We start from the raw sequence: 26,626 nt of genomic DNA on the forward strand, positions 1-26,626 counted from the left end.
TCGAGCGGCGCCACCCGCCCAGCGAGAAAGAGCGCCTATCGCCTCGCTTGCGCCGGTTGCGCAGCACGCATTGACACCACTGCGGGCGGCATGGCGCCGCCGCGCCCGCCCTTAGCTTTTCCGAAAGGGTCGGGAGTCTCCGGGAAAACGGGCGCCGGCGGATCGAGTTCGATGACACCGACGGTTTCGCCCGCATCGAACGACAGGGACGCATTGAACTTGCGCGCCAGCGCCTTCATCGCCTCGTTCTGCGGGTGGGTGGTCACCAGCAGCCGCGTGTAGCCCAGCCAGCGCGCATTGGCGATCAGCCGCTCGAACAGGCTGCCACCGATACCCCGGTGCTGGAGCTGCTGCTCGACGCTGAAGGCGATCTCGCCGGTAGGCTCGGCAATCTCGGGCCGTTCGTGCAGTTCGGCAGCGCCGAGCACACGGTCGCCCTCGACATAGCCGATGACCGTCGTGCCTTTGGCAAAGCAGCGGTCGGCATAGGCGCGAACGAAATTGTCGTCGGCAAAGCCGTTGAAGCGGTCGCGCCGGCTTTCGGCGTCGAGCCTCAGCAGATGATCACGAAAGCGCCGGAGGTCCGAAGGCCTTAGCTGCCGAATGATGCCCGTGAGCGGGGCGGCGTTGGATGCAGACTTCTGCATGTCGTACTCCTCGAGGGCTCCTCCCGCGAGTCTACGACTCTTGACGCCGCGAATATTGTGCACTGCAGCACGAATTGCAACCCCGCTATTACGTAAAGGTCAAAGTGCCGCGCGTGCGGCCGCCCAAAAATGGCCCGTCCCAGCTACTGGACAGGCCCCCTGCCGATAGCCCCCGATAACTTGACAACGTGCAGAAAGTATCGTCGTTACCGATCTGGAATTATTCCAGGGCCCACGCCATATTCGGTTTGGCGAAGCGGCCCGTGAACATATTGCCTGTTCTGCCCGGGCCAATTGCGGCCGCATTTTGCCCCCATGCCCGGCCAGCATCAGCGAAGGAACGATCATGCGGCTTACGCGCCAGACCAATTATGCAATACGGATCCTGATGTATTGCGCGGCCAATAAGGACCGGCTCAGCAGGATTCCCGAAATCGCCCAGGCATATTCGGTCTCGGAACTGTTCCTGTTCAAGATCCTCCAGCCGCTGGTCCAGCATGGCCTGGTCGAAACCGTGCGCGGACGCCATGGCGGTGTGCGACTTGGCCGCGACGCCGATAAGATCACCCTGTTCGATGTCGTGCGGGTGACGGAAGAAAGTTTCGCCATGGCAGAGTGCTTCGAGAGCGACGCCGCAGAATGCCCGCTCATCGACAGCTGCGGCCTGAACTCGGCGCTGCGCGAAGCTCTGAACGCCTTCTTCGACGTTCTTTCCCGCCACACTATCGACGACCTGGTCAAGGCGCGGCCGAATGTGCGCTCGCTGCTGGGCATCGACCAGCTCGAGGACCGCCGGGCGCCGGCGGCGTAACGGATACCGCCTCCAGAAGCGCAAGGCCGCAGCTCCTTCGAGCGCGGCCTTTTTTGTTTGGCAACGCTGGCGGCCTAAACCGACACCGATTGGGGGAGGACAAAGGGCGTATCACCCGCGGGCAGCGCACCGACCTTCAGGCAGCACTCGAACACTTCCGAAATCAGATCGTCGCTGAGCACCTCACTCGGCGTGCCCGCCGCCGCCAACCGCCCCCGATGCATGACGAAGATGCGGTCGGCATACATCGCAGTCAGGTTAAGGTCGTGCAGGATCGCCACCACGCCCCCGCCGCGCCGGGCAAAGTCGCGGGCAATGTCCATGATGATCAGCTGGTGCTTGATGTCGAGGCTGGAGACCGGCTCGTCGAGGAACAGGTAACGCGGCTTGCCGTCCAGCACGGGCGCCCAGACCTGGCACAGCACGCGCGCAAGCTGCACGCGCTGCTGTTCGCCGCCTGAGAGTTCCTGATAGAAGCGGCCGGCAAAACCGTCGAGATCCACCCGCGCCAAGGCACGCTCCGGCAGATTGCGTTCCTCGCCGGCCAGCGCGCCGGAACGGCCGCTCATCAGGCCGAGACTGACGACTTCATGCACCGTGAAAGGAAAGGACAGCGCCGTCGCCTGCGGCAGCACGGCGCGCATCGACGCTGTCTCCCATGGTTTTAGGCCCGCCATGTCGCGGTTGTTGATCTCGATCTTGCCCGAATATGGGAGATCGCCGGAAAGCGCCTTCAGGAAGGTCGTTTTTCCGGACCCGTTGGGCCCGACGATCGCCGCGAGCTCGCCCGCGCGCACTTCGAAATCGACATCGGAGATGATGCGCCTGGAGCCGATGGAGACGGAAATATTTCGGGCTTCGATCATGGCTGCACTCAGAGGTCCAGAAGCCCGCGCTTGCGGAGCAGGATCCACAGGAAGAACGGTCCGCCGACGGCTGCCGTGATGATGCCTATGGGCAGTTCGGCCGGCGCCACGACGGTGCGGCTGATCGCATCCGCAAGCAGCAGCATGGAGGCGCCGAGCAGCGCCGAAGCCGGCAGCAGGTACCGATTGTCCGGGCCGATCAGCAGGCGCAGCAGATGCGGCACGACGATGCCGACAAAGCCGATTCCGCCACTGACAGCGACGGACGCGCCGGTGGCCGCCGCGACCGAGAAGATGGCGACATTCTTGAACCGCTGCACGGGGATGCCGAGGTGATGCGCCGCCGCCTCCCCCAGCGCCAGCGCGTTCAGGCCCCGCGCCATGAAGGGAGACGCGATCAGCGCCAGCGCGATGATCGGCCCGGCCGCCGCGATCTTGGTCCAGGTGGCGCCGGCGAGCGAGCCGAGCCCCCAGAACGTCAGGTCGCGCAGCTGCCGGTCATCGGCGAGATAGACGAGGATGCCGGAGAAAGCACCAGCCATGGCGCCGAGTGCAATGCCGGCCAGAAGCATGGTGGCGATGGAGGTCTGTCCGCGCCGCGTGGCGACACGATAGAGGGTCAGCGTGGTGGCAAGACCACCGGCGAAAGCGGCGAGCGGAAGTGTGTAGATGCCCAAGATCGCCAGCAGCGGGCCGAGCACGGTGCCGCCCAGCACGATCACCACGATAGCGCCGAGCCCGGCGCCCGCGGACACGCCGACCAGGCCGGGATCGGCCAGCGGATTGCGGAACAGCCCCTGCATGACCGCGCCCGAAACGGCGAGCGCCGAGCCGATGAGCACGCCGAGCACCACGCGCGGCAGGCGGATGTCATAGATGATGATGCGGTCGCGCTCGGACAGTGCCGAGCCGTCCGACATCGACGGAAACAGCCAGTCGCGCACCACCGCCAGCGCCGAGGCGCCGGACGCTCCGGAAGCCAGGCTCATCAGCACGGTCACGCCGAGCAGAACCGCCAAGAGCACAATCGCAAATTTCGCGCGCGCCGAGCGGTCGCCCGCCGACGCGCGCCTTTCCATGTTGCCGACGCTGCCGGCCACGCTGTCAACCACGGTACGCTCAGCCCTTGATCTGGTCGCCATAGAGCGCGGTCGCGAGATCGCGGATGGCGCTTGCCGTGCGCGGACCAAAACCCAGCAGGTAGCTGCCATCCATGCGGATGAGTTTCTTCGTCTTGCCCGCCGGCGTAGCGGCAAGAGCCGGGTTGGAGAAGACATCGGCATCCGCCGTTGCGGGCGCGCCCGGGGTGTCCATCATCAGGATCACGTCCGGCCTGGCGGTCAGTGCCGCCTCGTCGGTCAGTTGCTTGTAGCCATTCACCCCGTCCATCGCATTGACGCCTCCGGCCAGCTTGATGATGCCATTGGCGGCCGTGTGATCGCCGGCAGCGAGGATCTTGCCGCCCTCCATGCTGAGGATGAACAGCACGCGCTTGCGCTCGGCGATCTTGGCGGTCAGCTCCTCGGCTGCCTTCAGATCGGCGTCGATCGACCTGGCCAGCGCGGCGGCCTTCTCGTCCACGCCGAGCGCGTGGCCGACGATCCGGACCTTGTCGAGAATGCCCTGATGATCGAAGGTCTCGGGCACTTCGATGTAGGTCACGCTCGCCTTCTTGAGCACGTCGATGGCCTCCTTCGGCCCGCTGCCCGCGAGCGCCAGGATGCCGGACGGATTGACCGACAGCACGCCCTCGGGCGACAGCGCACGCATATAGCCGACATCGGGCAGTTTTAGCGCGCTTTCCGGGTAGGTGCTGGTCGAGTCGCGGGCAACCAGCTTGCCCTCCTCGCCCAGCGCATAGACGATCTCGGTGATCGAGCCGCCTACGGCCGCGAGGCGGGAGGCATCCGGAAACGCGGCCGCGCCCTCCTCGGCCTGCGCCACGCCAAGTGAACCGAGTGCCAGCGCCACGCCAATTGCGGCGGCCCGCACGGAACGGCTGAATGTCGACATGCTCTTCATCCTTATGCGGCCGCTGCCGCCGTCGCACGTGGCAGGCTCTCGGCGATTTCGCGCCATTCGACACGCTCGTCATGACCTTCCTTGCGCTTGCCGAAGAACTGGATGACCAGCTCGCCCTTGGCGTCATAGGCCTCCAGCGAGGTGACATGGCCGTCCGTTGTCGGTTTGCGCACCACCCAGAGTTCCTGGACGTGGTCGGTCCGGAAATGCAGGTGGAAGGTCTCGTCGAAGATGTTGATCCAAGGCCCCATCGGCTTGACGTTCTGGATCGGTCCCGAATGGATCTGGATGCAGCCGTCATTGCCGACGAAGCACATGATTGGCACCTGCGTTTCGACCGACTTGTGCAGCATGGTCGTCAGCGCATCGTTTTCGACCCGCCAGGCATAGTCGTCGCCGACCATGTGCAGCGCCTGTTGGCGGCCGAGCTTCAGGGTACGCAGCATGCCAAAGAACTGGTGCGTGTCGGTGAGCTTGCTCCAGCGGTCGCGCAGCTCTTCCACGGTCGTGGTCGTTTCAACGACGGGAGCCTCGGCAACATCGGTGGCCTCGATTTCGAGGGTGGCACTCTGGTCCTCCGAGCGGAGTTTTTCCAACAGCTGCTCATACGCCTCGACATTTGAGGACGGGCGCAGATGCACCTTGTGCACGGCAGCCCCCGTCTTGTCGAAGAACTGGAAGCTGCGGCGCACACCGTCGCCGTCGCGCTTTTCGACCGCAAAGCCGAAGGCCCAGCGCTTGGGAAAGATGCGCAGGTCGATGTTCTCGCCCAGCGCCATCGTCGTCTGGTCGCCGGTGACGACCTTGTCGTAGACGCCGATCTTCTCGTGCACGGCGCTTTCGTTGCGAGTGAGCGCCATCACTTCGCCCACGGCCTCCAGGCCGGTCAGCAGATCGTTGACGCACGGCTCGAGGCGCACGACGCCCTCGCCGATATAGGCCGCCACCAGTTCGGCCTCGGAGACGCCGAGCTGGCTGGCGAGATCGCGCTCGCGCATCTTCGGATTTTCGGCTCTCGCCAGACGGATTTCGTGCGGCGCGGGCTTTACGCGAGCATCCATGATTCAGACCCCCTATGCGGAATTACTTGTTGAGAATGAGCTTGCCCTGACGGGTGATTTTCAAGCGGTAGAGCGAACCGCGATGATCGATGCCGATCTCGTGCTCGCCGGCAAACAGCGCGGCGCTCGACACCGTGCGCATGGACATGAGCGACGATGCCGTCCGCCGCGCCGTTTCCGCGGCGGTTTTTTCCGGACGATGGTGGGAAGCATCCTGGTCGTGGCTGCTCATGGCGTCGGCCCTCTCGTCTGCCGTATGTCTGCGCCGATTTCGTTGTCCAACGAACTGTGAGTGGATCGCGAAATCAATCTTGACTCAATTAATCATGTTATCTAGTCAACTGCATTACCGGAGTAAACGAGTCAAGTTTTAAATCACTCCGGCGCAAACGAAAAATGCCAGCCAGCCTCCAGGCCAGCCCGCATCAGCAGACACTGGAGAATTGTGGGTATGGGGCTTGTGGCTCGGGATATTTTGGTTCTGTCGGGGCTCGACGGAGAAGTGAGATTGAGGCCGGGCATCGCGCGCTCGGCGGCCCTGATGGCGGGCGTGGCGGCGATCGCACTGGGCGTGGTTTCGGCATCCGCACAGGAGGCAGATAGCACGGCGGCAGCACAGGAGACGGCTGAGAAGGTCGAACAGAAAAAGAGCGGCGACGGCGCCACGCTGCTCGACAAGATCACGGTCGTCAGCCGCACCGACGAAAGCGCGATCGACACCATGGCATCCGTCAGCCATGTCGGTCAGGAGCAGCTTGAGCGCCGCATGGCGACGTCTCAGCAGGGCGTCCTGTTCGGCCTGCCCAACGTGGCCGTCCAGACGGACGCCAGCCGTACGGCTTCCAGCGTCAACATTCGAGGCCTGCAGGACTTTGGTCGCGTTCAGGTGATCATCGACGGCGCGCGACAGGATTTTCAGCGCTCAGGCCATGGCACGCAGTCGAAGTTCTGGCTCGATCCCGAACTGGTCAAGCAGGTCGACGTCATCCGCGGCCCGGTGGCCAACACCTACGGCTCTGGCGCAATCGGCGGCGTGGTCTTCTATGAGACCAAGGATGCCGAGGATTTCCTCCGTCCCGGCGAAAGCTGGGCTGCTTCGGCCACCGGCATGTACGAGACCAACGGTCACGGCTGGACCACCAGCGCCACCGGCGCTTATCGCTTCAATGACGCGTTCGACGTGCTCGGCAACATCGTCTATCGCGACTACGGCGACTACAAGGATGGCGGCGGCGATACCGTTCCCGGCACCAGCTTCGACGTGTTGAGCGGCATGCTCAAGAGCAGCATCCGTCCGACGGAAAACAGCGAACTCAAGCTTGGCTGGGTCGGCGCCAACGACAGCTGGAACGAGGTCAGCGGCGGCTCCCCGGTCTCCGATCTCGACCTGAAGCAGAACACGTTCACCGGCCGTTACAACATCACGGACGAGGACCAGAGCTGGCTCGACCTCCACATCAACGCCTCCTACAACAAGACCAGGCTGGACAGGACCTACGTCAAGCCCCTCAGCAACGGCCAGTTCGACCCCGGGACAGGCCTGCCGACCATCATTCCGGCGGGCTCGCAGACGAACTACGATCTCGGCACCTGGAGCTTCGACATCTGGAACACGTCCCGCTTCGAAACGGGCGCGCTTCAGCATGAGATGACCTATGGAGGCGACTGGGTCAGCGACGGCGTGGTCACACGGGACCCCAGCGGCAGCATGGACAGCTACACGCCCTCGGGCAAGCGGCGGGTCAGCGGCGCCTATGTCCAGGACAAGATAAGCTGGGAATGGCTCGAGGTGCTCGCCGGGCTACGGTATGACAGCTATGGCCTCGACAGCGATGCTGCGAACAATTCCGGCAATCGCCTTTCGCCACGCATCACCGTGGGCGTTTCGCCATTCCAGACGGCGGCGCTGGAAGGGCTGCAGCTCTACGGCACCTACGCCGAAGGCTACCGCTCGCCGTCCATCACGGAAACGCTGATGAACGGCATGCACCCCACCGGGGCGACATTCCCGTTCCTGCCCAATCCCGACCTCACGCCGGAAACGGGCAAGACCTGGGAAGTCGGCGCCAACTATCGCGCGGACGGCGTGATCCAGCCTGACGATGCGCTCCGCATCAAGGCGGCCTATTTCAACAACGATATCGCCGACTACATCGGCAGCACCACGATCTCGGCCTTTGCCGATACGACCGGGCTCTGCCCCGTTCGGTGGGACCTGCTGATGAACCCGAATGTGACCTACGCACCGATCTGCTCGCAGTACCAGAACTACGCCAATGCGAAGATCAGGGGTTTCGAGTTGGAAGGGGTCTACGACGCGGCGTGGGGTTTCGTCGGGCTGTCGGCATCCACCCTCAATGGCTACACCGTGTCCTACGCCGGCATTCGCGAGGACCTGTCCACCATCCCCTCCTCGCAGGTCACCGGGCAGCTCGGCTTCCGCTTTCTGGAAGACAGGCTCCTGATCGGCGGCGAGGTGCAGTACAGCGGCGCGCCGAAGGGCAACAAGGTCGCCGACGACTACACGCTGGTCAACGCTTTCGCCACCTACAAGGCGACGGACAACCTCAACGTGAACTTCCGCGTCGACAACATTTTCGACGTGAAATATGTCAACCCGCTCAACACCAGCACCACCACCGTGCTCTATGAGCCCGGTGTGACGCTCAAGCTGGCTGCGACCATGCGATTCGGAGGCTGAACGATGCTCAGGGCGGCAACATTGCTCGGCAGCGTGCTGATGTTGCCGTCCGCGGCGGCATGCCTGCGCGACGTTAAGACCACTACAAGAACCGGCATTGTTTTCGGCATGTAGGGGCATGAGGTTGGAATTGGGACTGGAGCCTGCATTCGCGCAAGACATGACGACCTGGCCTCCGGCCGGGTTTCAGGCGCTGCCTCACGGCTCGGGCGAGCCCGGCTTCATTCTCCCCTGGGGTGCGGTGAGGCCGGGCAGCCGCGAAATTCCGGAAAAGCGATACGAATTGATCGGGGACTCTGCGCTCGACAGCAGTCCCACGGAGCCGCTCGACATTGCCCGCACAGGACCAAAAGCGCGGCGAAGCAGATGGTCCGGCGCAACGATCGTAGCGTCGGTCGCCTTCCACGCAGCAGTGGCGCTGTGTTTCGTGGCCATCAAAGAAAATGGCGTTCTGATCGCCGGCGCTGACGATGCCGGAATTGCCATGTTCGGCAACGCGGCCGAAAACCTGCAGGCAGCGGGCGACAGCGCCGACGATGGCATGCCCGTGACGAATGTCACGCTGGTGACGGTGTCCGACCCCAGCCCAGAGCGAAAGGCGGAAACGCAGGCTGTGGCCGAGGCCCCTCCACCCCGGCCGGCGGACGCGACGGCAGTGGAGACGGCGGTCAACGAGATGCCGGCGCCAATCGAAAAGGCGACGGAGCAGCCGAAACCACAAACGGCCGAGCCCGACATTTCCAGAGCTGCGGCAGAAGAAACACTGCCTGCAGAGCCTGCGCCGCCGATCCTCGCTGCGGAGGCCAAGCCGGTGGAACAGGCGGAGGTGCTACAGCTATCGGCTGTCACCCCGCTCGAACCCGCCGAAAAGCCAGAAGAGGTTAACCCCTTGCCGGAGCCCAAGCCTGAGCCGCGGGCAAGACCGGCCGAGGCGAAGAAGGCTGAGCCGCAAAAGGCGGCCGCGGCTGGTCCCCAAAAGCGCGCCGAGAAGCCCGCGGAAAAACCCGCGCCTGCGAAGTCGCAACGGAGTTCGGGCTCCGGTGGCAACGCCGCCCTTGATGCGCGGCGAGGCAAGGTGGACGGCCAGAAGAACGGCAGCGACGGAATTGCCAGCAAGGGCGGCACCAGCGGCGTGGGCAACGCGGCCGTCTCGAATTATCCCGGCAAGATCGTTGCCAAGTTGCGCCGAGCGCTTCGCTATCCCGCCCAAGCACGGCTACAGGGCGTGCACGGCGAAACCAGGGTCAGCTTCGTCGTGGCCGCCGACGGCAGTGTCAGTTCGATTCGCATGGTTGGCAGTTCCGGTTCGGCCGCGCTCGACGAAGCCGCGCTGGATGCAGTGCGGCGCGCTGCCCCCTTCCCGCCCATTCCTGACGCGGCCGAGCGATCGAGCTGGAACTTCACCGTACCGCTCGCCTTCAACCGCACCAGGTGAGCCAACTTCCACGACCTGAACTCAGGCCAGTTTGAAAGGATAGATGCATGTACATCGCCATGAACCGCTTCAAGGTGCAGAAGGGCTCGGAGGAGACCTTTGAAGACCTCTGGAGGAACCGCGACTCGAAGCTTTCGGAAATGAAAGGCTTTCGCGAATTCCAGCTCCTGCGCGGCCCCGTCAACGAGGCGGAAGGCTACACGCTGTTCGCCTCGCACGCGGTCTGGGATAGCCAGGAAGACTTCATTGCCTGGACCAAGTCGGAGAATTTTCGTTCCGCACACAAAAATGCCGGCTCGAACAAGGCGCTCTACGTCGGCAACCCTCAGTTCGAGGGCTTTACCGTCGTCGAAGGCGCATAGGATCTAACCGGCGAACGGGCCGAAACCGTCATGGCTTCGGCCTCAGGAGCCGAAGTCGCTAGCCTCGCCGGGCCACAAATATCCCGGCGAGCACGATGACACCTCCAAGCGCCTGGGCCGCACCCAACGGCTCTGCCAGGAGTGCCCAGGCAAGGATGGCCGCCACGACCGGCTGCACCAGCAATGTCAGCGACGAAAAGGCGGGCGGCAACCACGCCAGCGCATAGATGATCAGCCCCTGCCCGCTGGCATGGGTGATCCAGGCCAGACCGAGCAGCATCGCAAAGCCGAACAGGGTGACGGGGAAGAAGCCTGTCTCGAAGATGAGCGCTGCCGGCAGCATGCACAGGCCCGCCGAAAAGGTGGTCCATAGCATCGTGGTCAGCGTGGAAAACTTGCTGCGCAGGCGCCCCAAGGAAATCAGGTAGCCTGCATAAAACACCGACGCCACTACTGCCATCGCGTCGCCGGCAAGCTTGCCGCCGCCCACGGCGCCCAGCCCGCCCTGCAGGATCGTGACCCCGATCAGCGACAGGGTAAGCCCTGCGAGGAAGACCCGCGTGATCCGGGTTCGAAAAAACAGCCAACTGGCCAGGGTGACAAAGATGGGCGCCATATTGGCCAGCAGCGTTGCGTTGGCCACGGAGGTCATGTGCAGCGAAATGTGCCAGGCCGCCAGGTCGCCGGCCAGCATCACGCCCGGCACCATCAAGGCGAGAACTTCAGCAAGGCTGCTCGGCTTCGCCTCACCTTCGGAGCGGCCCGATGTGGCCGCCGACCAGGCCATCAGCGGCAGCATGGCAAGCGCGACGCGCCAGAAGGCGGTCGACAAAGGGCCAAGCTCGGACAGGCGCACGAAGATGGGCGAGCAACCGATGGTGATGCCGCCGACGATAAGGGCAGTCAGCGCGAAGCTCTGCGACGTGGTCGTCGCGCTGCCCATACTCGCGGTACTTTTCATAACAACTCTCAGGGCCCGATGGTGGGCGGGCCTTTCATAATGCCGCCTGGCCGAGGCGTCACGGCCAGAAGCGGGCAAAGCGGGGGGCCAGTCCCGGCCTCCTATCAAACGAAGAAGACGCCGCTTTTGCGACGTCTTCAAAAAAAGGCCTCTCTCCTCGCAGAGCGAGGGCGAAGATCGACGGCTCAGTAGTCGATCACGTCTTCCAGCGCGTAGTGCTTGACCGTCTTGCGGTTGGCGATCAGCTCGTCCACCGTCGGGCTGCCGGTCATGGCGCGCGAAATCGCCAGCTTGGTCGCCTCGTAGTTGGTGCGATAGAGATCCTTCTTGTCGAGGTTCTCGTCTTCGGCGCAGCGCGGGTCGAGCCAGATCATGATGATCATGCACAGCTCGTCGGCCTGGTCCTTGGGCAGGATGCCCTCGGCAAGGCAGTCGACGATTGCGTCGCCGGTCGCCGCCTGCACGACGCCGCCGAGCAGCTCGGCATAAGCCATGTTCTTGATCGTGACCTTCGTGGTCATCATCGCGGCCGGGCGCACGAGCTGGTTCAGGTCGCGCACCACGAACATGCGCGTGTGACCCTTCACCTGCCCCATCATCGACGCGAATGCCTGCCCCACGGGACCCCGGACCGAGCCGATCAGAACCTCAGGCATGGCATCGGTGGCCTGCCCTTCCGCGGCCAGAACCGTTGCCTCGCCTGTGCGAAACCAGATATCAGTCATGCTTTATCCTTTCCTCACTTCCGGCCGGAACTTAACGGGGCCGGTGTGCATGGTCCAGCTGTCAAAACGACCTGCTGTGCCGGTTACGGGCAGGGATTGCCGACACGCTGGTGAATATCGTCGACGGCCTTCTGCATTTCCTCGGTCCAGGTTACCCCGGCCGAATCAAGCGCCATCTCCAGCTGGGCCAGCGATGTCGCGCCGATGATGTTTGAAGTGACGAACCAGCGGCTGCTGACATAGGCGTTGGCAAAGAGCGCGGGCTCCGTGCCAAAGCTGCGCGCAAGCTCGTTGTAGGCAAGCAGCGCTTCGGCCGCGTGAGGCGTCTCGTAGCGCTGGCCGCGGTTGAACAGGGTGCTGCGAGCGCCCTCCGGCCGGGCACCGTGGTCATACTTTCCGGTCAGGTAGCCCTGCGCCAGCGGCGAATAGGCAAGCAGGCTCACGTCCTCGCGCTCGCACACCTCGGCGAGGTTCACCTCGAAGGTGCGGTTGACGAGGTTGTAGGCGTTCTGGAGCGAGGCCACCCGCGGTCCGACACCCCGATCGCTCTCGGCAATGAAGCGCATCACCCCCCAGGAGCTTTCGTTGGAGAGGCCGAAATGCCGGATCTTGCCCGCCTTCACCAACTCGTCGAAGACGGCGAGCGTCTCGGCGATCGGCGTCTCGTCGGCCAGCCGCTCGGCCGGCGCCGCACCTACACGCGTCGGGTTGGCGCCCCAGGTGATGGGCCGCTCGGGGAAGTGGATCTGGTAGATATCGATATAATCGGTCTGAAGCCGGCGCAGCGACTTGTCAATGGCGTCGAAAATATCCGCGCGCACCAGCTTCGACGGACGCCCGCCGCGATACCAGTCGCTGTTCGTGCGACCGATGACCTTGGAGGCAAGCACCACGCGGTCGCGGTTGCCGCGGGCCTTCATCCAATTGCCGATACAGGTTTCGGTGCGGCCTTGCGTCTCCGCCTTAGGCGGTATGGGATACATCTCCGCCGTGTCGAGGAAATTGACGCCGCGCGAGAAGGCCAGGTCCATCTGGGCATGGCCTTCGGCCTCGGTGTTCTGCTGCCCCCATGTCATCGTGCCGAGGCAGATTTGCGAGACGTAAAGGTCGGTGCGGCCGATGCGGCGCTTCTTCATGAAAAATCTCCGACTGGAACGTGGCGCAGACGCGCCGAGAACGAATTGCTGCATAGCCCATGATCGCCCGGTGCTCCAGATGCGGAGCGGGATCAGCGCTTGGGCGGCTTGGCGGCGCGGCGCTTGGCGTCGTCGATCAGCATGTTCGCCACCTGCATGCGCACCATGGCGCGTTGGCGCAGGTGCGGCGCAACCCGGTCGGGATGGTTGTGGAAGGCAAAAGTTCGCCGCAACCGGCTGAAGTCCGCACTCACCTTTGCGGTGGCGAGATCCAGTTCACGTGCGATGGCCTCAGGATCGACGGAGGGCAACTCTTCCTCCGGCTCGGCGCGCTCTGCTGCCAGGGCGTCGAGGCTGGCGAGCAAAGCCGCGAAGCCGGCCTCGAAGTTCTCGCTGGCCTCGCGGTATTCCGCGGCAGCGACGTCGTTCGTTACCTTGATTCGGCCAGAATGAAGTTCGTCGGCGACAGCGAGATAATCGAAGGGAATTGAGGGCTTGGACGCCGATTCTTCAATCAGCGGCTGCGCAACGAAGAGATCGTCGAGCAGCGAAGCGAAATCGCGATCGGTGTTGGTCCCCAAGACAGCCTCCTGCGCCGTCCGGCTCGCGGCGGACAACTGCCGGGACACTAGTCGCCGCTCGTTAAAAATCACTTGGTGATGCACCAGGAAATTTCGCGGCTGAATGATCCGGGGGTGCGATTTTGCCGAGACACCGACACGTCACGACACTGCCGCAATCGGCTGAAGATACTTAGGAAAGAGGATCCGCGCGCAATGATTCGACTGCTGCTTGCAGCCACCGCCTCTATCGCGATCTGCACCGCCGCGCTGGCCGCCGAGCCAGCGTATCTGGATGACCGGTCCGACCCGGGCGCCCTCGTGCGCTCGTTCTACAATGCCTTGAACCGGCACGAATATACTCGCGCCTGGAGCTATTTCGGAAATGCAAAGCCCACCGAGGACTTTCAGCAGTTCGTCGATGGCTTCAGCGACACCGAGGAAGTGCAAGTTGCAATTGGCGAACCGGGCTCCGAAGGGGCGGCGGGCAGCACCTACTACTATATCCCCGTTGCCGTCCTCGCCCGCGACAAGAAGGGCGGCGAGACGGTCTTTGCCGGATGCTACACCGCTCGCCTCGCCGACCCTCAGATCCAGGCCGAGCCGCCCTTCATGGGGCTGCACATCGAAAAGGGTGACCTGAAACCGAGCGACAAGCCGTTCGAGAACTCGCTTCCTGAAAGCTGCAGCGAAGGCCCTGCCCCCGCGCCCAGGGATGCAGTGCTCGAACAGGCCAAGGCAGCCTTTTCGGCCACCCATGCAAGCCAGTGCACCACGCTGGCGCCGGGCCAACCGGGCGACGCCACAAAGCCCGAAGACTACACGATTACCTTTCATGACGGGCAGGATGGCAAGGCCGGACCGGAGCGAAAGGCTCGCCTGATCCGCTTCCTATGCAGCACCGGCGCCTACAACGAGGTGCATGTCTACTATCTGGCCGACGATGCACGGGGCCTTCGCGAGTTGCACTTCGCAACTCCCGAATACGAAATTCACCGCGAAAACAATGACGCGGAGGGCAAGGTTGAGGCGATCAACATCATTGGCTTTCGCGACGAGAATGCACTGAGCAACTCGTCTTATGACGAGCAGGCTCACACCATTACCTCCCACGGCAAGTGGCGCGCCAAGGGCGATGTATCGTCAAGCGGCATCTGGCTGTTTCGCAAAGGCGACTTCAGCCTGGTGCAGTATGACGTCGACGCTTCCTATGATGGCGTGATCAATCCCGAGACCATACTGGACTACAATTCGGCACCGTAGGCGGTCGCGGGCTCAGCTTCTCAGCGAGAGCATCCAGTTCAGCGCCGCGCGCCAGTCGATCATTCGGATGGGCGTGCCATGAGTGCCTGTTTCAAAGCGGACGAAGCGGGCGGGATAACCCGGTGATTTGGCCAATATGGAACGGAAAAAGGCTTCCTGGTTTGCGATAGGGAACACCTTGTCGCGACTGCCCTGTCCGAAAAACACCGGGACCTTGCGCTTGTACGCCGGACTGGAAAGAAACCCCTCGTACCACAGCGAGCCGAGCAGCATCAGACCCGACAGGCGCGGCGCAATGGTCTTGTCTCCGGCAAGCTTCCAGCACAAGACCCCGCCCATCGAGCCGCAAGCGACGAAGATCGGCGCGCCGGGCGAGCGTTCGGAATAGTGAGTGATGAGAGCGGCAATTTCCGCGGCTCCCTTGTCGCCGAAATCGGAGAAGTCGGGCGAGAGATAAAGGCCGCCATTTTCGGCCATCAGGTTCTTCACCCGGTTGAAATTTCCGCCGAAGGTGAAATCGTCCACCCCTTGCTTGCGGCTGCCGCCCTGCCCGTGCAGATAGAGAACGATGAGCTTCGCGCCGCGCTGGGTGCCCACCGCGAAGTGGCGGATGTCTCCGGCAGCAGTCTTCAGCACCAAGTCGTTCTGCACGCTGCGCACCCCGGTCGACACATATTTGCGGTGCGCGCGCCTTTGAGGAACTTCATCGCGCCTGTTGATGTCGCGCATCTCGCGATAATCCACCACCGTGTGGGCACCGCCCTCGCCCGTGGACAGGACACCCGGATAGGCGAATAGATCGTCCTTGAAGGGAGCGAGCGTCAGAGTCTCTGACCGCGCAGAACAGGGCAGAACGATACTCATGAGGGACGCTGCCGCAGCGCAGCGCAGTCCTGTCGAAAACGTCATGCGTGCCCCCGATTAGTTGCCCTGCAACACTCCGCCCGCATCTTCCATTGCGTCACGTGTGTCGACGTCCAGCGCAGCCCCTGCCCCGATCTCCACGTCCACGGCATCCGCCCCTTCAGCCTCTACGATATGCCGCGCGCCGGTATCGCCTTGCAAGGCCGCGACCGCAGGAAACAGCGAGCGCGGCAGCAGCACCGGGTTGCCGCGCCTTCCCTCGTGGGTCGCGCGCACGATGGGGCGTCCACCGGCAGACTTGAAAGCCTCGATCATGCGATCGAGGTCGGCCGTGGTGACCCCGGGCATGTCGCCCAGCACGATCAGCGCGCCGGCAACATCGGCCGGCAGCGCCGCAATTCCAGCCTTGAGCGAGGAGGCAAGCCCAGTGACAAAGTCCGGGTTGCGGACAAACTTCACGTCCATCCCGTCCAGCACGGTTTCGATCCGTTCTGCCTGGTGGCCGGTCACGACGACCGTGCCGGCCGCATGGCTTGCTGCCGCACGTTCGGCGATGCGGCGAATCAGCGGCTGGTCGCCGAACATCGCCATCAGCTTGTTGGGGCCACCCATACGGCTGGAACGGCCGGCGGCGAGCAGCACGATCCCCACGCGCACCGGCAGGGGCTTTTCGCGCGCCTCGCGCGGCTGCGGCCGGGTGGGGATTTCCATCAGCAGGCCGCCGACACCCATGCCGGCAATGTCCATGGCGGAAACCGGCAGGCCGGCAATCACGCGGTCCAGCACCCAGTCGAAGCCGTTTTCCTTCGGGCTGCGGGCGCAGCCCGGCGCACCGATCACAGGCTTGCCGCCGATCTCGCCGATCACCAGCAGATTGCCCGGGTCGACCGGCATGCCGGCGCGGATGACCCGCCCGCCCGCCTTGGCAATTGCCGCCGGGATGACATCCTCGAAGTCACACATGGCGGAAGCGCCGAACACCACCACCATGTCGTTGTCGCGCACCAGGGCTTCGACCGCCTCGGACACCGGCTCCGCGCTGTGCGGCGTGCGGCGCTCCTCGGTGATCCGGCTTTGAGAGCGCGCGAAGCGCTCGACCGTGATCGCGGTCGTCTTGTCCAGCACGCTCTGCTTGATTCCCGGCAGAACAGACTGCACCACGCCCACGCGCAGAGCGCGGAACGGGTGCACCGCAAAAGCCTCACGCCCGGCGCACAGCGCCACCACCTTGTCCACCAGTTCGCCGGCCACGGCAAAGGGGATGATCTTGACGGTGGCGACCATCTGCCCCTTCTGCACTTCGGCATACTCGGCAACGGTGGCCAGCGTGATCGCGGGACCAACGGCGTTGATTGCATCGATCAGCGCCTTGTCGACGGTGAACACGCCCGCGGCTTGGGCATAGAGATTGACGCGGCCGGTGGCTGCCGGCTTGACCTCAACATTGCGCGTTGAAAGCGCCTGCGCGATCCGCTCGGCGGCGCCGTCTTCACACAGGTCGCCCGGATCGAGCCTTGCGACGACCAGTTCGTCGACGCCGGCGTTCTTGAGGAACGCGATATCGTCTGCGCTCAAACTGTGGGCCTTGCGGAAGCGCCGTTCGCCCGCGGTCAGCGAATGCGCCAAGATCGCGCCTTCTGCCTGATCGATGGAGACCGTGCCGAACTTCACGCCGCTTGCCCTTTCGGTTGCCTGGCCGCATCACGCGACCGGAAGGTGCGAATGACCTGCGCGAGAACGGCCACGGCAATCTCGGCCGGGCTGGCTGCGCCGATGTCGAGACCGATGGGGGAATGGATCCTTGCGATTTCTTCCTCGGAAACGCCGGCCGCCAGCAGGCGCTCGACACGCCTGGCGTGCGTCTTGCGGCTTCCGAGCGCGCCGACATAGAAGCAACCCGCTCCCAGTGCAGCCTTGAGCGCGGAATCGTCTATCTTCGGATCATGGGTCACGGCCGCAAGGGCCGTGTAGCTGTCGAGCGGCCGTGTCTTCAGGACGTCTTCCGGCCATTCGGCAAACAGGGTCACGTCGGGAAAGCGGTCCGCTGTGGCAAAGGCCGTGCGCGGATCGATGATCTCCAGCGGATAGCCGGCAACCTGAGCCATCGGCGCCAGCGCCTGGCTGATATGCACCGCGCCGATGACCACGAGGCGAGGTTGCGGCAGGTGCACGTTGAGAAAGAAGTTCCTGCCATCTGCTTCGACAACGGCTGATTTGCCCGAGCCAAAAGCATCCGCGATCGCAGTACCGAGTTCGCCCGCCACGGCCTCGCCCTCGCACACGATACGGTCGCGGCCGTCTCCAAGGTCAGTCACCAGGATCGCGGCCCGGCGGCCGCGGCGCTCGGCATTCAGCTTCTTGAGATGCAGGGGGTCCATGGCGTCAGCCCAGCCGCTCGACATAAACGCGGATGCGGCCGCCGCAGGAAAGCCCAACGCGCCAGGCGGTCTCGTCGGCCACGCCGAACTCCAGCATCCTCGGCTTGCCGGTTTCGATCACGTCCGCGGCTTCGGCAATGACAGCGCCTTCCACGCAGCCACCCGAAACGGAACCGTGGAAATTGCCCTCCGCGTCGATGACGAGATGGCTGCCTACCGGACGCGGGGCCGAGCCCCAGGTTTCCACCACCGTCGCAACGGCAACGTCCCTGCCGTCCTTTATCCAGTTTTCGGCAATGATCAGCGGGTCGCGGCTCTCATCCAGATGCGCGATGTTTTCCATGACTGCTCCTCCATGGCACAGAATATGGTCATGCCGCTTGCGGCCTGCCATTTCCCAGCCATCGGCGCGGATCGACATCCGCACCCGTTCTCCTGTCCAAGGAAGCGCAGAGATCGGCAAGCGCGTCAAGGTTGTGCACTGGCCGGAACTCATCGACAAAAGGCAGCATGGCCTTCACCCCGCGCGCACGGGCCTCGAAGCCGTCGAAGCGCAGCAGCGGGTTCAGCCAGATCAGCCGCCGGCAGGAGCGCTGCAGCCGCGCCATCTCCTGCGAAAGTCCGGTCACGTCTTCCCGCTCGAGCCCGTCGGTGATCAGGAGAACGACCGCTCCCTGCCCCAGCACCCGGCGCGACCAGAGCCGGTTGAACTCATGCAGCGCCTCGCCGATGCGGGTGCCGCCGGACCAGTCCTGAACTGCCGTGGAACAGTCGGCCAGAGCGGCATCAGGGTCGCGATGGCGCATCTGGCGGGTGAGATTGGTCAGCCGCGTGCCGAACACGAAGGTGTGCACATGCCGCCGCTTTTCCGTCAGCGCGTGCAGGAAATGCAGGAAAATTCGCGTGTATTGGCTCATCGAGCCCGAAATATCGGCCAGAACCACGATGGGCGGGTTGATCTCCCGGGCCGAGCGGAATTTCGGCAGAATGAGTTGGCCGCCGGTCCGGGCGGCCGAGCGCAACATCGCACGGGGATCGGAGCGGCCGCGGTTGTCGGGGCGGAAACGGCGCGTGCGCACCGTGTCGAAAGGAAGCTGGAGATCGGCGATGGCGCGCTTGGCGTCGCCGATCTCGGCCGCCGTCATCTGCGCGAAATCCTTGCCGCGCAGCACCTCGTTGCCGGAAGTGGTGAAGCGCGCGTCGATCTCGAATTCCGGCATCTCGCGCGGCGGCTGGTTCTTTTCGTGTCCCTCGAACATTGCCTTGGACACGCGGCTTTCAGCGGCGCGGAGCTTCTGTTTCTCGCGATTGTCGGGGGCAACCGGCGAGAACATGGCGATCATCTTCTCGATCAGTTCGCGCGATTTCCAGAACAGGCGAAAGGCTTCGTCGAACGTCGCATGATCTTCGTGGCGCGTAACCAGCACCGCATGCAGGGTCCAGTAAAAATCCTCGCGCGAACCGATGCCGGCGGCCAGGACCGCCTCAATGGCATCCTTCACCGAAGCCGGGCCGAGGCGCATGCCAGCCTTGCGAAGCGTGCGGGCGAAAAAGACGATGTTGTCGGCTATGCGCCCGTCCGGCCCGGCGACATTGGGAGCGGACTGGAACTTTTCCATGGCCCTACTCCGCCGCCGAGAGCTCGGCCTTCACTTCCTGCAGGATGCGCCGGCCTTCGCCTTCTGCGATACGCGCGATGTCGTCCTGGTATTTCAGGAGCACGCCAAGCGTGTCGGATACGGTTTCCGGGTCTAGCGCCACCTTGTCGAGTTCCGTCAGCGCGCTCGCCCAGTCGATTGTCTCGGCCACGCCGGGCGCCTTGAACAGTTCGATCTGACGCAGCTTCTGGATGAAGCCCACCACCTCGGCCGAAAGGCGGCTGTTGGCCTCCGGCACCTTGCGGCGCACGATCTCCAACTCGCGCGCGGCATCGGGGTAGTCGACCCAATGGTAGAGACAGCGTCGCTTGAGCGCGTCGTGGATTTCGCGCGTGCGATTGGAAGTGATGACGACGATCGGCGGCTCCTCCGCCTTGATCGTGCCAAGCTCGGGCACCGTCACCTGGAAATCGGAGAGTATCTCGAGCAGGAAGGCCTCAAAAGCCTCGTCGGTGCGGTCGAGCTCGTCGATGAGGAAAATCGGCGCAGCACCTGCCGTGCCAGTCAGCGCATCGAGCACCGGGCGGCGGATCAGGTACTTTTCGGAGAAGACGTTGCGCTCCATGTCGCTGCGATTGACCGAGCCGGCCGCCTCCTCCATGCGGATCTCGATCATCTGGGCAGCGTAGTTCCACTCGTAGACGGCGGAGGAAACGTCGAGCCCTTCATAGCATTGCAGGCGGATGAGACGGCGGCCAAGCCCTTCGGCAAGCACCTTGGCGATCTCGGTCTTGCCCACGCCCGCCTCGCCTTCGAGGAACAGCGGCCGCTTCATGCGCAGGCTGAGGAACAGCACGGTGGCCAGCGCGCGGTCTGCCACATAGTCGGCGCCCGTCAGCATCTTGAGCGTTTCGTCGATTGTGCTGGGTACCGGTCGCGCTGCCTCGGTCATTGCATCTCCAGTGGCCTCATCGACCCAGCACGTGATAGCCGCGATCGTGGTAGATCAGCGGTTTGAAATTATTGCTGACGCGCAGCCCTGTCACCTTGCCAAAAAGCACACGATGGGTGGCCAGGTCCTTGGTGTCGATCAGTTCGCAATCGAACACGGCCAGTGCGTCGCTAAGGGTCGGCGCCCCGCTGGCGATGGTCTTCCACTCGCCCAGCGCAAAGCGTTCTTCGGTGGGCAGGCGGGTAATGCCCGAAAACGCGGCCGCAAGCTCCTGATGGTGCGCGGCAAGCGTGTTCAGCGCGAAATTGCCGTTCTTCACGAACAGTTCGTTGTTGGGATTCTCGCGGTTGAGGCAAACCAGGATCATGGGCGGCGTGTCTGACACCGAGCAGGCGGCTATCACCGTCGCCCCGCGCCGGCCAGCGGCGCCATCAGTCGTCACGACATGGACGGCACCCGCGAAATGGGCCATCGCGTCGCGGTAGGCCTGCGGCTCGACATCGTATTTCTTCAGCACCAGAGAGAATCCCGAAATTTCCAGATGTCCGTTATATATGAGCCCGATACACGGCCCACAAGCAAGGCAACTTGGGCCAGCGCCCGCTGGCGGGCGAACAAGCGTGTTGCGGAAAACCCGGCCAGCCTTTACCTCTTGCCCGAAATGACGCCGGCCACGGCCGGCCGGCAGCGGGGCAAAACACAAACATGCGGATCGCAGGTTTCGTCATAGGCGCATTGGGCGGCCTTCTGCTGGCCGGCTTTGCGCATGCCGAAGCTCTGCGCATCGGCGTGGCAGCCCCGCTCAGCGGCCCTTCAAGTGTCCTTGGCGTACAGATCCGCGACGGCGCGGAGGAAGCCGCGGCAGACCGGGGCACAGTGAAGCTGCACATTGCCGACGATGGCTGCACCGCCGAAGGCGGCGCCAAGGCTGCAAAACAATTTTCCGAGGCGAAGGTGCAGGCCGTGGTGGGCTTCCTCTGCGGGGAGGCAATCGAGGCGGCGCTGCCGATCCTGAAGGAGGCGAACATCCCGGTCATCACGGTGGGTGTGCGCACCGACAGCCTTACCGACCGCCGCGACAAGTCCGGCTGGCCCGTATTCCGCCTTGCGCCCCGCGCCGACGGCGAGAGGGAGGCTGCCGGCCGGCTGCTGACCAAGCTCTGGCGCAATGAACTCTTCGCCGTCATCGACGACGGCACGATATATGGCCGGGAGTTGGCCGAGAGCTTCCGCGCCGCCGCCGAGAGGGAAGGGCTGAAACCGGTTTTCATCGACACGTTCCGTCAGCAACTGGACAACCAGATCGGCCTCGTCGGCCGCCTGCGTAAGGCCGAAGCCAGCCGCGTCTTTGCCGGGGGCGACCGCGAAGACATCGCAATCATGGCCCGCGATGCCCAGAAGATCGGTGCGGAGATCGTTTTCGCCGGCGGCGAGACGCTGCGAGCGGCAGCCGGACCGGTGCCCCTGGCCCCCGGCACGCTCATGATCGGCCTGCCGGAATGGCAGGAGGTTGCAGACAAGGCCGTGGTCGCAAAGTTCACCGACCGTGGCGTCGTGCCGGAAGGCTATGTCCTGCCCGCCTATTCCGCCGTTCAGGTCGCTCTCGCCGCCCTCGAGGAGGCGGGCTCGAACGGCGACCTCATGAAAGCGCTGACCGAGCACGATTTCCGGACCTCAATCGGACCAATCAGGTTCGACAGCAAGGGCGACCTCAGCCAAAACCCCTACCGCGTCTTCCGCTATGACGGGAAACGCTTCGTGCAAGTGGAGATGCAATGAGCTTCAAAGCCGGACCGCGCAACCTTATCACCGATGTCGCCGGCCTCAGAATCGGCAACGCGTCGGACGAGCGCCTGAAATCCGGCGTCTCCGTCGTTCTCTGCGACGATCCGGCGGTCGCCAGCGTGCAGGTTCTGGGCGGCGCACCCGGAACCCGCGAGACGGACCTTCTGGAGCCGCACAATTCGGTGGAGGCTATCAACGCCGTGATGCTGTCGGGCGGCTCGGCCTTCGGGCTCGACGCCGCCTCCGGCGTGCAGGCGGCGCTGCGCGAAAAGGGCGTCGGCTTTGCCGTCGGCGACCAGCGCATCCCGATCGTGCCGGGCGCGATCCTTTTCGACCTGATCAACGGCGGCGACAAGAATTGGGGCCGCTATCCGCCCTATCGCGAGCTTGGCTACGAGGCGGTGCAAAATGCGACCATCGATTTCGAGATCGGCACCGCCGGCGCCGGTACGGGGGCATTGGTGGCAGGTCTGAAGGGCGGTCTCGGCTCAGCCTCGACCGTGTTGGAAAGCGGCATCACTGTGGGCGCGCTCGTGGCGGTGAACGCGGTCGGCGCAGTGACGGTCGGCCGAAGCCGGCATTTCTGGGCTGCACCCTTCGAGATCGGCGACGAATTCGGGGGACTCGGCCTGCCCTCGCCCCTGCCCAAGGAAACCACCAACATTGAGCTGAAGTTCCGCCACAAGCCGACTGCCGGCGCCAACACCACGATTGCGGTCATAGCCACCGACGCGGTGCTTACCAAGGCTGCAGCCAAACGGCTGGCGATTGCCGCGCATGACGGCTTTGCCCGCGCCATCTGGCCAGCCCATACGCCGATGGATGGCGACCTTGTCTTTGGTCTCGCTACCGGAAAGAGTGGCCTCGCCCCAGATCCCGACGACACGACCGATCTTTACGCCGCTGCCGGCGCCACCATGGCGCGCGCCATCGCCAGGGCTATCTATGCGGCTACGCCTGCGCCGGGTGATGTCATGCCGGTTTGGTCGTCTCTGACGAATTGAGCGGCTGGCGGCCGTCTTCCTCTTCCTCGAAGGTAACGGCAACACTGGAGTTGGCCGAGAGGCGCACCTTGCCGCCCTCGACCTCGGCCACAAGCGCCAGCGGGATATAATGATGGTGATGGCGGTGAGAGCCCTGGCCGCTGTCTTGCTTGGTGAGCTTGATGCGCTCGCCCTCCACGTTGTCGACGGTTCCGACATGCACCCCGTCGGCCCCGATGACTTCCATATGCTCGCGTATCTGGTTGATGGCTTCCTCGCGTAGCTGATTGGCGGCGGTCACGTCGATTTCTCCTCTGGCAGGCTTGCCAGATAACGCCAAGAGGCCGATTTGGATGCATATACGGCTCCCCCTGTGCGCTATTCCGCCCGGCGCATTGAGCAAAGGGGCGTCGTCTGTTAGGACGCGGCCAATCAACGCTTAACGGACAGCTCGACATGATCCCCCGCTATTCGCGCCCCGAAATGGTGGCCATCTGGTCGCCGGAAACCAAGTTCCGCATCTGGTTCGAGATCGAGGCCTATGCTTGCGACGCGCTGGCCGAGATCGGCGTCATCCCGAAGGAGGCTGCAAAGACGATCTGGGAAAAGGGCGGCGCAGCCAAGTTCGACGTGGCGCGCATCGATGAGATCGAAGCCGTCACCAAGCACGACGTCATCGCCTTCCTGACGCATCTGGCGGAATTCATCGGCCCCGACGCCCGCTTCGTCCACCAGGGCATGACCTCGTCGGACGTGCTCGACACCACCCTCAACATCCAGCTCGTGCGCGCGGCCGACCTGCTCCTGGCAGACATGGACCGCGTTCTAGCCGCGCTGAAGACGCGCGCCTTCGAACACAAGGACACGATCCGCATCGGCCGCAGCCACGGCATCCATGCCGAGCCGACCACGATGGGCCTCACCTTCGCCCGCTTCTATGCCGAGATGTCACGCAACCGGGCGCGCCTAGTCGCGGCGCGCGCAGAAATCGCCACTGGCGCCATTTCCGGCGCGGTCGGCACCTTCGCCAATATCGATCCCTTTGTTGAGGAATATGTCTGCCAGAAGCTCGGCCTCTCGCCTGAGCCCGTTTCCACGCAGGTCATCCCGCGCGACCGCCACGCCATGTTCTTCGCCACGCTCGGCGTCATCGCCTCCTCCATGGAGAACATCGCCGTCGAAATCCGCCACATGCAGCGCACCGAGGTGCTGGAGGCGGAAGAGTTCTTCTCGCCCGGCCAGAAGGGCTCTTCGGCCATGCCGCACAAGCGCAACCCGGTGCTGACGGAAAACCTCACCGGCCTCGCCCGGCTCGTGCGCATGTCGGTGACCCCGGCGATGGAAAACGTAGCGCTCTGGCACGAGCGCGACATCAGCCATTCGAGCGTCGAGCGCGCCATCGGCCCCGACACCACGATCACCCTCGATTTTGCGCTGAACCGGCTCGCCGGCGTCGTCGAGAAGCTGGTGATCTACCCCGAGAACATGTTGAAGAACCTGAACAAGTTCCGGGGTCTGGTGCATTCGCAGCGGGTGCTTCTGGCACTGACGCAGGCCGGCGCAAGCCGCGAGGACGCCTATCGCCTCGTCCAGAGAAACGCCATGAAGGTCTGGGAAGAAGGCAAGGATTTCCTTGAGGAACTTTTGGGCGACCAGGAAGTCCGGGCCGCGCTTTCCGAGGAAGAAATCCGCGAGAAATTCGACCTCGGCTATCATACCAAGCATGTCGATACTATCTTCAAGCGGGTGTTTGGGAAGAGCTGATCTCGCGTGACCATAAGGTTTATGGCGACGTGCCGCTAAACCTCCCAAAAGACAAAAAAAGGGCCTGCGCACTCCAGCGCAGGCCCTTTTCTTCTTTGCTATCGATCGCCGTCAGGCATCGTCGGGCACCGTCTTGATGACCGTGCCCCAAGGGTCTTCCCGAGTCTCGTTCGTCTTCGCGGTCGCCGAACGCATCTCAACCCAGCTGAGGCCGGTGCGGCCGGCGTCGCGCTTGCCCGCATGCGGGCTCTGCCACGAATTGGCGCCGATGTGATGGTGATAGCCGCCGGAAGACAGGAACACCGCCTGCCCGCCATACAGCGCCACGGTGTCGAAGCCGAACTCCTTGTGCCACCAGGCCTCGGCTTCCTTGGGGTCACCGACGCGCAGGTGCACATGGCCGACAACGCTGTTTTGCGGCGCGCCCTTCCACTCGACATTGTCGGCCGGTACGGACGCAACGATGTCAGGAATGTTCAGGCCGATGGTCGCCATCTCCACATGCGGGCCTTTCCACGTCCAGCTTTCAGCCGGCCGGTCGACATAGATTTCGATGCCATTGCCCTCCGGATCGGTCAGGTAAAGCGCCTCGCTGACCAAGTGGTCGGAAGCGCCATCGACTGGAATGCGCTTTTCGACAGCATGCTTGATCCAGCGGCCGAGGTCGGCCCGCGAGGGCAGGAGGAAGGCGGTGTGGAACAGGCCGGCGCTGCGCGGATCATCCGGCTTTGCGGCCGCGTCCTTTTCAATATCCAGCAGGGGGCGGTCGCCCGCCCCTAGCGTGATTACGGTCCCATCCCGCGAAAGTTCTTCGAGGCCGACCACCGCACGATAATAAGCGGCAAGATTTTCGGCATCCTTAGCCCGCAAACCAACGCGGGAAACGCTGATCGGTGTGGTGGCGGCAAATGGCAGTGCACTCATGGTGGGCTCCGTTTGGCCAGTTCCCACCGTGGCCCCAAGGGCAAGCAACACGGTGCCACCGACCAGTTCGCGTCGTGTCAGTTCAAAATCCATTGTTCGTCCAACACGGCTGTTTCGTCACCTCATAAATCGGCGACATCGATCGTTCACACAAGCCAGCAAGCAGCGAACAGCGCGTTCACTATTTCGAGCCAGCCCACCGGAGGCGTGATACGCCTGCGGGCAGTTGCGCTAGCAATGCACCATCGTTACATGACGGCCATGAAGGTCAAAGACGCAGACATCCTCATCGTTCCCGGCTACACCAATTCCGGGCCCGACCACTGGCAGAGCCGGTGGGAGGCAAAGCTCTCCACCGCGCGGCGCGTGCAGCAGGCCGAATGGTCGAAACCGGTGCGTGACGATTGGACAGCCCAAGTGGCCCGCGCCGTGAACGAAGCGGAGAAGCCGGTGGTGTTCGTCGCCCATTCGCTCGGCGTGCCCACGGTCGTCCAGGCCATTCCGCTGTTCCGGAAGCCGATTGCAGGCGCCTTCTTCGTGGCGCCGCCGGATGTCTCCAACCCCGGCATCCGCCCCAAGCACCTGATGACCTTCGGTCCCTACCCGCGCGATCCGTTGCCGTTTCCTTCCGTGGTGGTGTGCAGCAGCAACGATCCGTTCTGCTCGCAAGAGGTCGCGGCAGACATCGCCGCGGCATGGGGCTCGCACCTGATACATGCAGGCGATGCCGGCCACATAAACACGGACGCCGGTTATGGCCCCTGGCCGGAAGGCTCCATGGCCTTCGCGAACTTCCTGACCCGCCTGCCCGGGTAAACGTCCAGGTTG

28 protein-coding genes are annotated in these 26,626 nt (G+C 63.9%); 9 read left to right on the top strand and 19 right to left on the bottom strand.

What is annotated here, in order from left to right:
• Positions 1-35: 35 nt before the first annotated feature.
• Positions 36-647 carry a GNAT family N-acetyltransferase gene (locus tag ABLE86_RS00690; RefSeq protein WP_348776997.1) on the bottom strand — a complete coding sequence of 204 codons (612 nt, stop codon included), beginning with the start codon at positions 645-647 and terminating at the stop codon, positions 36-38.
• 346 nt (positions 648-993) lie between these two features.
• Between ABLE86_RS00690 and rirA the strand changes: the two genes are divergently transcribed.
• Positions 994-1,458, top strand: coding sequence for an iron-responsive transcriptional regulator RirA (gene rirA, locus ABLE86_RS00695; protein WP_348776998.1), 465 nt, complete (start codon positions 994-996; stop codon positions 1,456-1,458).
• Positions 1,459-1,532: 74 nt separating this feature from the next.
• Here the strand turns inward: rirA and ABLE86_RS00700 are convergent, their stop codons facing one another.
• From ABLE86_RS00700 to hemP, 5 genes are read right to left on the bottom strand one after another with little or no spacing between them, the layout of a single operon-like run.
• Complete coding sequence (locus ABLE86_RS00700) at positions 1,533-2,324, bottom strand: heme ABC transporter ATP-binding protein (RefSeq protein WP_348776999.1); 792 nt, start codon at positions 2,322-2,324, stop codon at positions 1,533-1,535.
• Positions 2,325-2,332: 8 nt separating this feature from the next.
• Positions 2,333-3,403: an iron ABC transporter permease gene (locus ABLE86_RS00705; RefSeq protein WP_348777705.1), complete on the bottom strand. Its 1,071-nt coding sequence runs from the start codon at positions 3,401-3,403 to the stop codon at positions 2,333-2,335.
• Between the two features lie 40 nt (positions 3,404-3,443).
• Positions 3,444-4,337 (bottom strand): ABC transporter substrate-binding protein, encoded by an 894-nt coding sequence (locus ABLE86_RS00710; RefSeq protein ID WP_348777000.1) that lies wholly within the window; start codon positions 4,335-4,337, stop codon positions 3,444-3,446.
• Positions 4,338-4,348: 11 nt separating this feature from the next.
• Positions 4,349-5,407 carry a ChuX/HutX family heme-like substrate-binding protein gene (locus ABLE86_RS00715; RefSeq protein ID WP_348777001.1) on the bottom strand — a complete coding sequence of 353 codons (1,059 nt, stop codon included), beginning with the start codon at positions 5,405-5,407 and terminating at the stop codon, positions 4,349-4,351.
• A 22-nt stretch (positions 5,408-5,429) separates the two neighbouring features.
• Positions 5,430-5,639 carry a hemin uptake protein HemP gene (hemP, locus tag ABLE86_RS00720; RefSeq protein WP_348777002.1) on the bottom strand — a complete coding sequence of 70 codons (210 nt, stop codon included), beginning with the start codon at positions 5,637-5,639 and terminating at the stop codon, positions 5,430-5,432.
• A 276-nt stretch (positions 5,640-5,915) separates the two neighbouring features.
• Here hemP and ABLE86_RS00725 point away from each other — a divergent pair, with 276 nt between their 5' ends.
• From ABLE86_RS00725 to ABLE86_RS00735, 3 genes are all read left to right on the top strand, one after another.
• Positions 5,916-8,108 carry a TonB-dependent hemoglobin/transferrin/lactoferrin family receptor gene (locus tag ABLE86_RS00725; RefSeq protein WP_348777003.1) on the top strand — a complete coding sequence of 731 codons (2,193 nt, stop codon included), beginning with the start codon at positions 5,916-5,918 and terminating at the stop codon, positions 8,106-8,108.
• A gap of 160 nt (positions 8,109-8,268) precedes the next feature.
• On the top strand, positions 8,269-9,543 hold the full coding sequence (locus ABLE86_RS00730; RefSeq protein ID WP_348777004.1) for a TonB family protein: 1,275 nt from the start codon (positions 8,269-8,271) through the stop codon (positions 9,541-9,543).
• Between the two features lie 47 nt (positions 9,544-9,590).
• Positions 9,591-9,905 carry an antibiotic biosynthesis monooxygenase gene (locus ABLE86_RS00735; protein WP_348777005.1) on the top strand — a complete coding sequence of 105 codons (315 nt, stop codon included), beginning with the start codon at positions 9,591-9,593 and terminating at the stop codon, positions 9,903-9,905.
• A 58-nt stretch (positions 9,906-9,963) separates the two neighbouring features.
• Here ABLE86_RS00735 and ABLE86_RS00740 read toward each other — a convergent pair whose 3' ends face one another.
• The 4 genes from ABLE86_RS00740 to ABLE86_RS00755 all read right to left on the bottom strand — a co-directional run bounded on the left by ABLE86_RS00740 (position 9,964) and on the right by ABLE86_RS00755 (position 13,308).
• Complete coding sequence (locus ABLE86_RS00740) at positions 9,964-10,866, bottom strand: DMT family transporter (protein ID WP_348777006.1); 903 nt, start codon at positions 10,864-10,866, stop codon at positions 9,964-9,966.
• Between the two features lie 185 nt (positions 10,867-11,051).
• A complete protein-coding gene (gene fae, locus ABLE86_RS00745) occupies positions 11,052-11,591 on the bottom strand; it encodes a formaldehyde-activating enzyme (protein WP_348777007.1) in 540 nt (179 codons plus the stop codon).
• A gap of 83 nt (positions 11,592-11,674) precedes the next feature.
• Positions 11,675-12,727, bottom strand: coding sequence for an aldo/keto reductase (locus ABLE86_RS00750; RefSeq protein ID WP_348777008.1), 1,053 nt, complete (start codon positions 12,725-12,727; stop codon positions 11,675-11,677).
• Between the two features lie 92 nt (positions 12,728-12,819).
• Entirely contained in the window at positions 12,820-13,308 is a 489-nt protein-coding gene (locus ABLE86_RS00755) for a hypothetical protein (protein ID WP_348777706.1), read from the bottom strand.
• Between the two features lie 195 nt (positions 13,309-13,503).
• On the opposite strand from ABLE86_RS00755, the gene ABLE86_RS00760 reads away from it, so the two are divergent.
• Positions 13,504-14,550, top strand: a complete 1,047-nt coding sequence (locus ABLE86_RS00760; RefSeq protein ID WP_348777009.1) for a DUF1176 domain-containing protein — start codon at positions 13,504-13,506, stop codon at positions 14,548-14,550.
• A 12-nt stretch (positions 14,551-14,562) separates the two neighbouring features.
• Here ABLE86_RS00760 and ABLE86_RS00765 read toward each other — a convergent pair whose 3' ends face one another.
• Genes ABLE86_RS00765 through ABLE86_RS00795 form a run of 7 tightly spaced genes read right to left on the bottom strand, consistent with a single transcriptional unit; the run spans position 14,563 to position 20,859 of the window.
• The gene (locus tag ABLE86_RS00765; protein WP_348777010.1) at positions 14,563-15,414 is read right to left on the bottom strand and encodes an alpha/beta hydrolase; all 852 of its coding nucleotides are present in this window, start codon (positions 15,412-15,414) and stop codon (positions 14,563-14,565) included.
• Positions 15,415-15,471: 57 nt separating this feature from the next.
• Positions 15,472-17,085 carry a molybdopterin-binding/glycosyltransferase family 2 protein gene (locus ABLE86_RS00770; protein WP_348777011.1) on the bottom strand — a complete coding sequence of 538 codons (1,614 nt, stop codon included), beginning with the start codon at positions 17,083-17,085 and terminating at the stop codon, positions 15,472-15,474.
• The gene (locus ABLE86_RS00775) at positions 17,082-17,792 is read right to left on the bottom strand and encodes an XdhC family protein (RefSeq protein WP_348777012.1); all 711 of its coding nucleotides are present in this window, start codon (positions 17,790-17,792) and stop codon (positions 17,082-17,084) included. Before ABLE86_RS00775 ends, ABLE86_RS00770 begins: the two co-directional genes overlap by 4 nt.
• Positions 17,793-17,796: 4 nt before the next feature.
• Complete coding sequence (locus ABLE86_RS00780; RefSeq protein ID WP_348777013.1) at positions 17,797-18,135, bottom strand: XdhC family protein; 339 nt, start codon at positions 18,133-18,135, stop codon at positions 17,797-17,799.
• A 28-nt stretch (positions 18,136-18,163) separates the two neighbouring features.
• The gene (locus ABLE86_RS00785; protein WP_348777014.1) at positions 18,164-19,411 is read right to left on the bottom strand and encodes a VWA domain-containing protein; all 1,248 of its coding nucleotides are present in this window, start codon (positions 19,409-19,411) and stop codon (positions 18,164-18,166) included.
• A gap of 4 nt (positions 19,412-19,415) precedes the next feature.
• A complete protein-coding gene (locus tag ABLE86_RS00790) occupies positions 19,416-20,342 on the bottom strand; it encodes a MoxR family ATPase (RefSeq protein ID WP_348777015.1) in 927 nt (308 codons plus the stop codon).
• Between the two features lie 16 nt (positions 20,343-20,358).
• Positions 20,359-20,859, bottom strand: coding sequence for a flavin reductase (locus tag ABLE86_RS00795; protein WP_348777016.1), 501 nt, complete (start codon positions 20,857-20,859; stop codon positions 20,359-20,361).
• Between the two features lie 188 nt (positions 20,860-21,047).
• Here ABLE86_RS00795 and ABLE86_RS00800 point away from each other — a divergent pair, with 188 nt between their 5' ends.
• A complete protein-coding gene (locus ABLE86_RS00800) occupies positions 21,048-22,121 on the top strand; it encodes a branched-chain amino acid ABC transporter substrate-binding protein (RefSeq protein ID WP_348777017.1) in 1,074 nt (357 codons plus the stop codon).
• Positions 22,118-23,131, top strand: coding sequence for a P1 family peptidase (locus ABLE86_RS00805; RefSeq protein ID WP_348777018.1), 1,014 nt, complete (start codon positions 22,118-22,120; stop codon positions 23,129-23,131). Before ABLE86_RS00800 ends, ABLE86_RS00805 begins: the two co-directional genes overlap by 4 nt.
• On the opposite strand, the gene ABLE86_RS00810 is transcribed toward ABLE86_RS00805, so the two are convergent.
• On the bottom strand, positions 23,100-23,357 hold the full coding sequence (locus tag ABLE86_RS00810; protein ID WP_348777707.1) for a DUF2171 domain-containing protein: 258 nt from the start codon (positions 23,355-23,357) through the stop codon (positions 23,100-23,102). The genes ABLE86_RS00805 and ABLE86_RS00810 overlap by 32 nt on opposite strands.
• Positions 23,358-23,566: 209 nt before the next feature.
• Between ABLE86_RS00810 and purB the strand changes: the two genes are divergently transcribed.
• Positions 23,567-24,874: an adenylosuccinate lyase gene (gene purB / locus ABLE86_RS00815; protein WP_348777019.1), complete on the top strand. Its 1,308-nt coding sequence runs from the start codon at positions 23,567-23,569 to the stop codon at positions 24,872-24,874.
• Positions 24,875-24,985: 111 nt separating this feature from the next.
• On the opposite strand, the gene ABLE86_RS00820 is transcribed toward purB, so the two are convergent.
• Positions 24,986-25,798 carry a VOC family protein gene (locus ABLE86_RS00820; RefSeq protein ID WP_348777020.1) on the bottom strand — a complete coding sequence of 271 codons (813 nt, stop codon included), beginning with the start codon at positions 25,796-25,798 and terminating at the stop codon, positions 24,986-24,988.
• Positions 25,799-26,059: 261 nt separating this feature from the next.
• Here ABLE86_RS00820 and ABLE86_RS00825 point away from each other — a divergent pair, with 261 nt between their 5' ends.
• Complete coding sequence (locus ABLE86_RS00825; RefSeq protein ID WP_348777021.1) at positions 26,060-26,614, top strand: alpha/beta hydrolase; 555 nt, start codon at positions 26,060-26,062, stop codon at positions 26,612-26,614.
• Positions 26,615-26,626: the final 12 nt, after the last annotated feature.

Origin of the sequence: Mesorhizobium sp. KR2-14, from assembly GCF_040049255.1 — a bacterium.
Lineage (GTDB): Bacteria > Pseudomonadota > Alphaproteobacteria > Rhizobiales > Rhizobiaceae > Pseudaminobacter.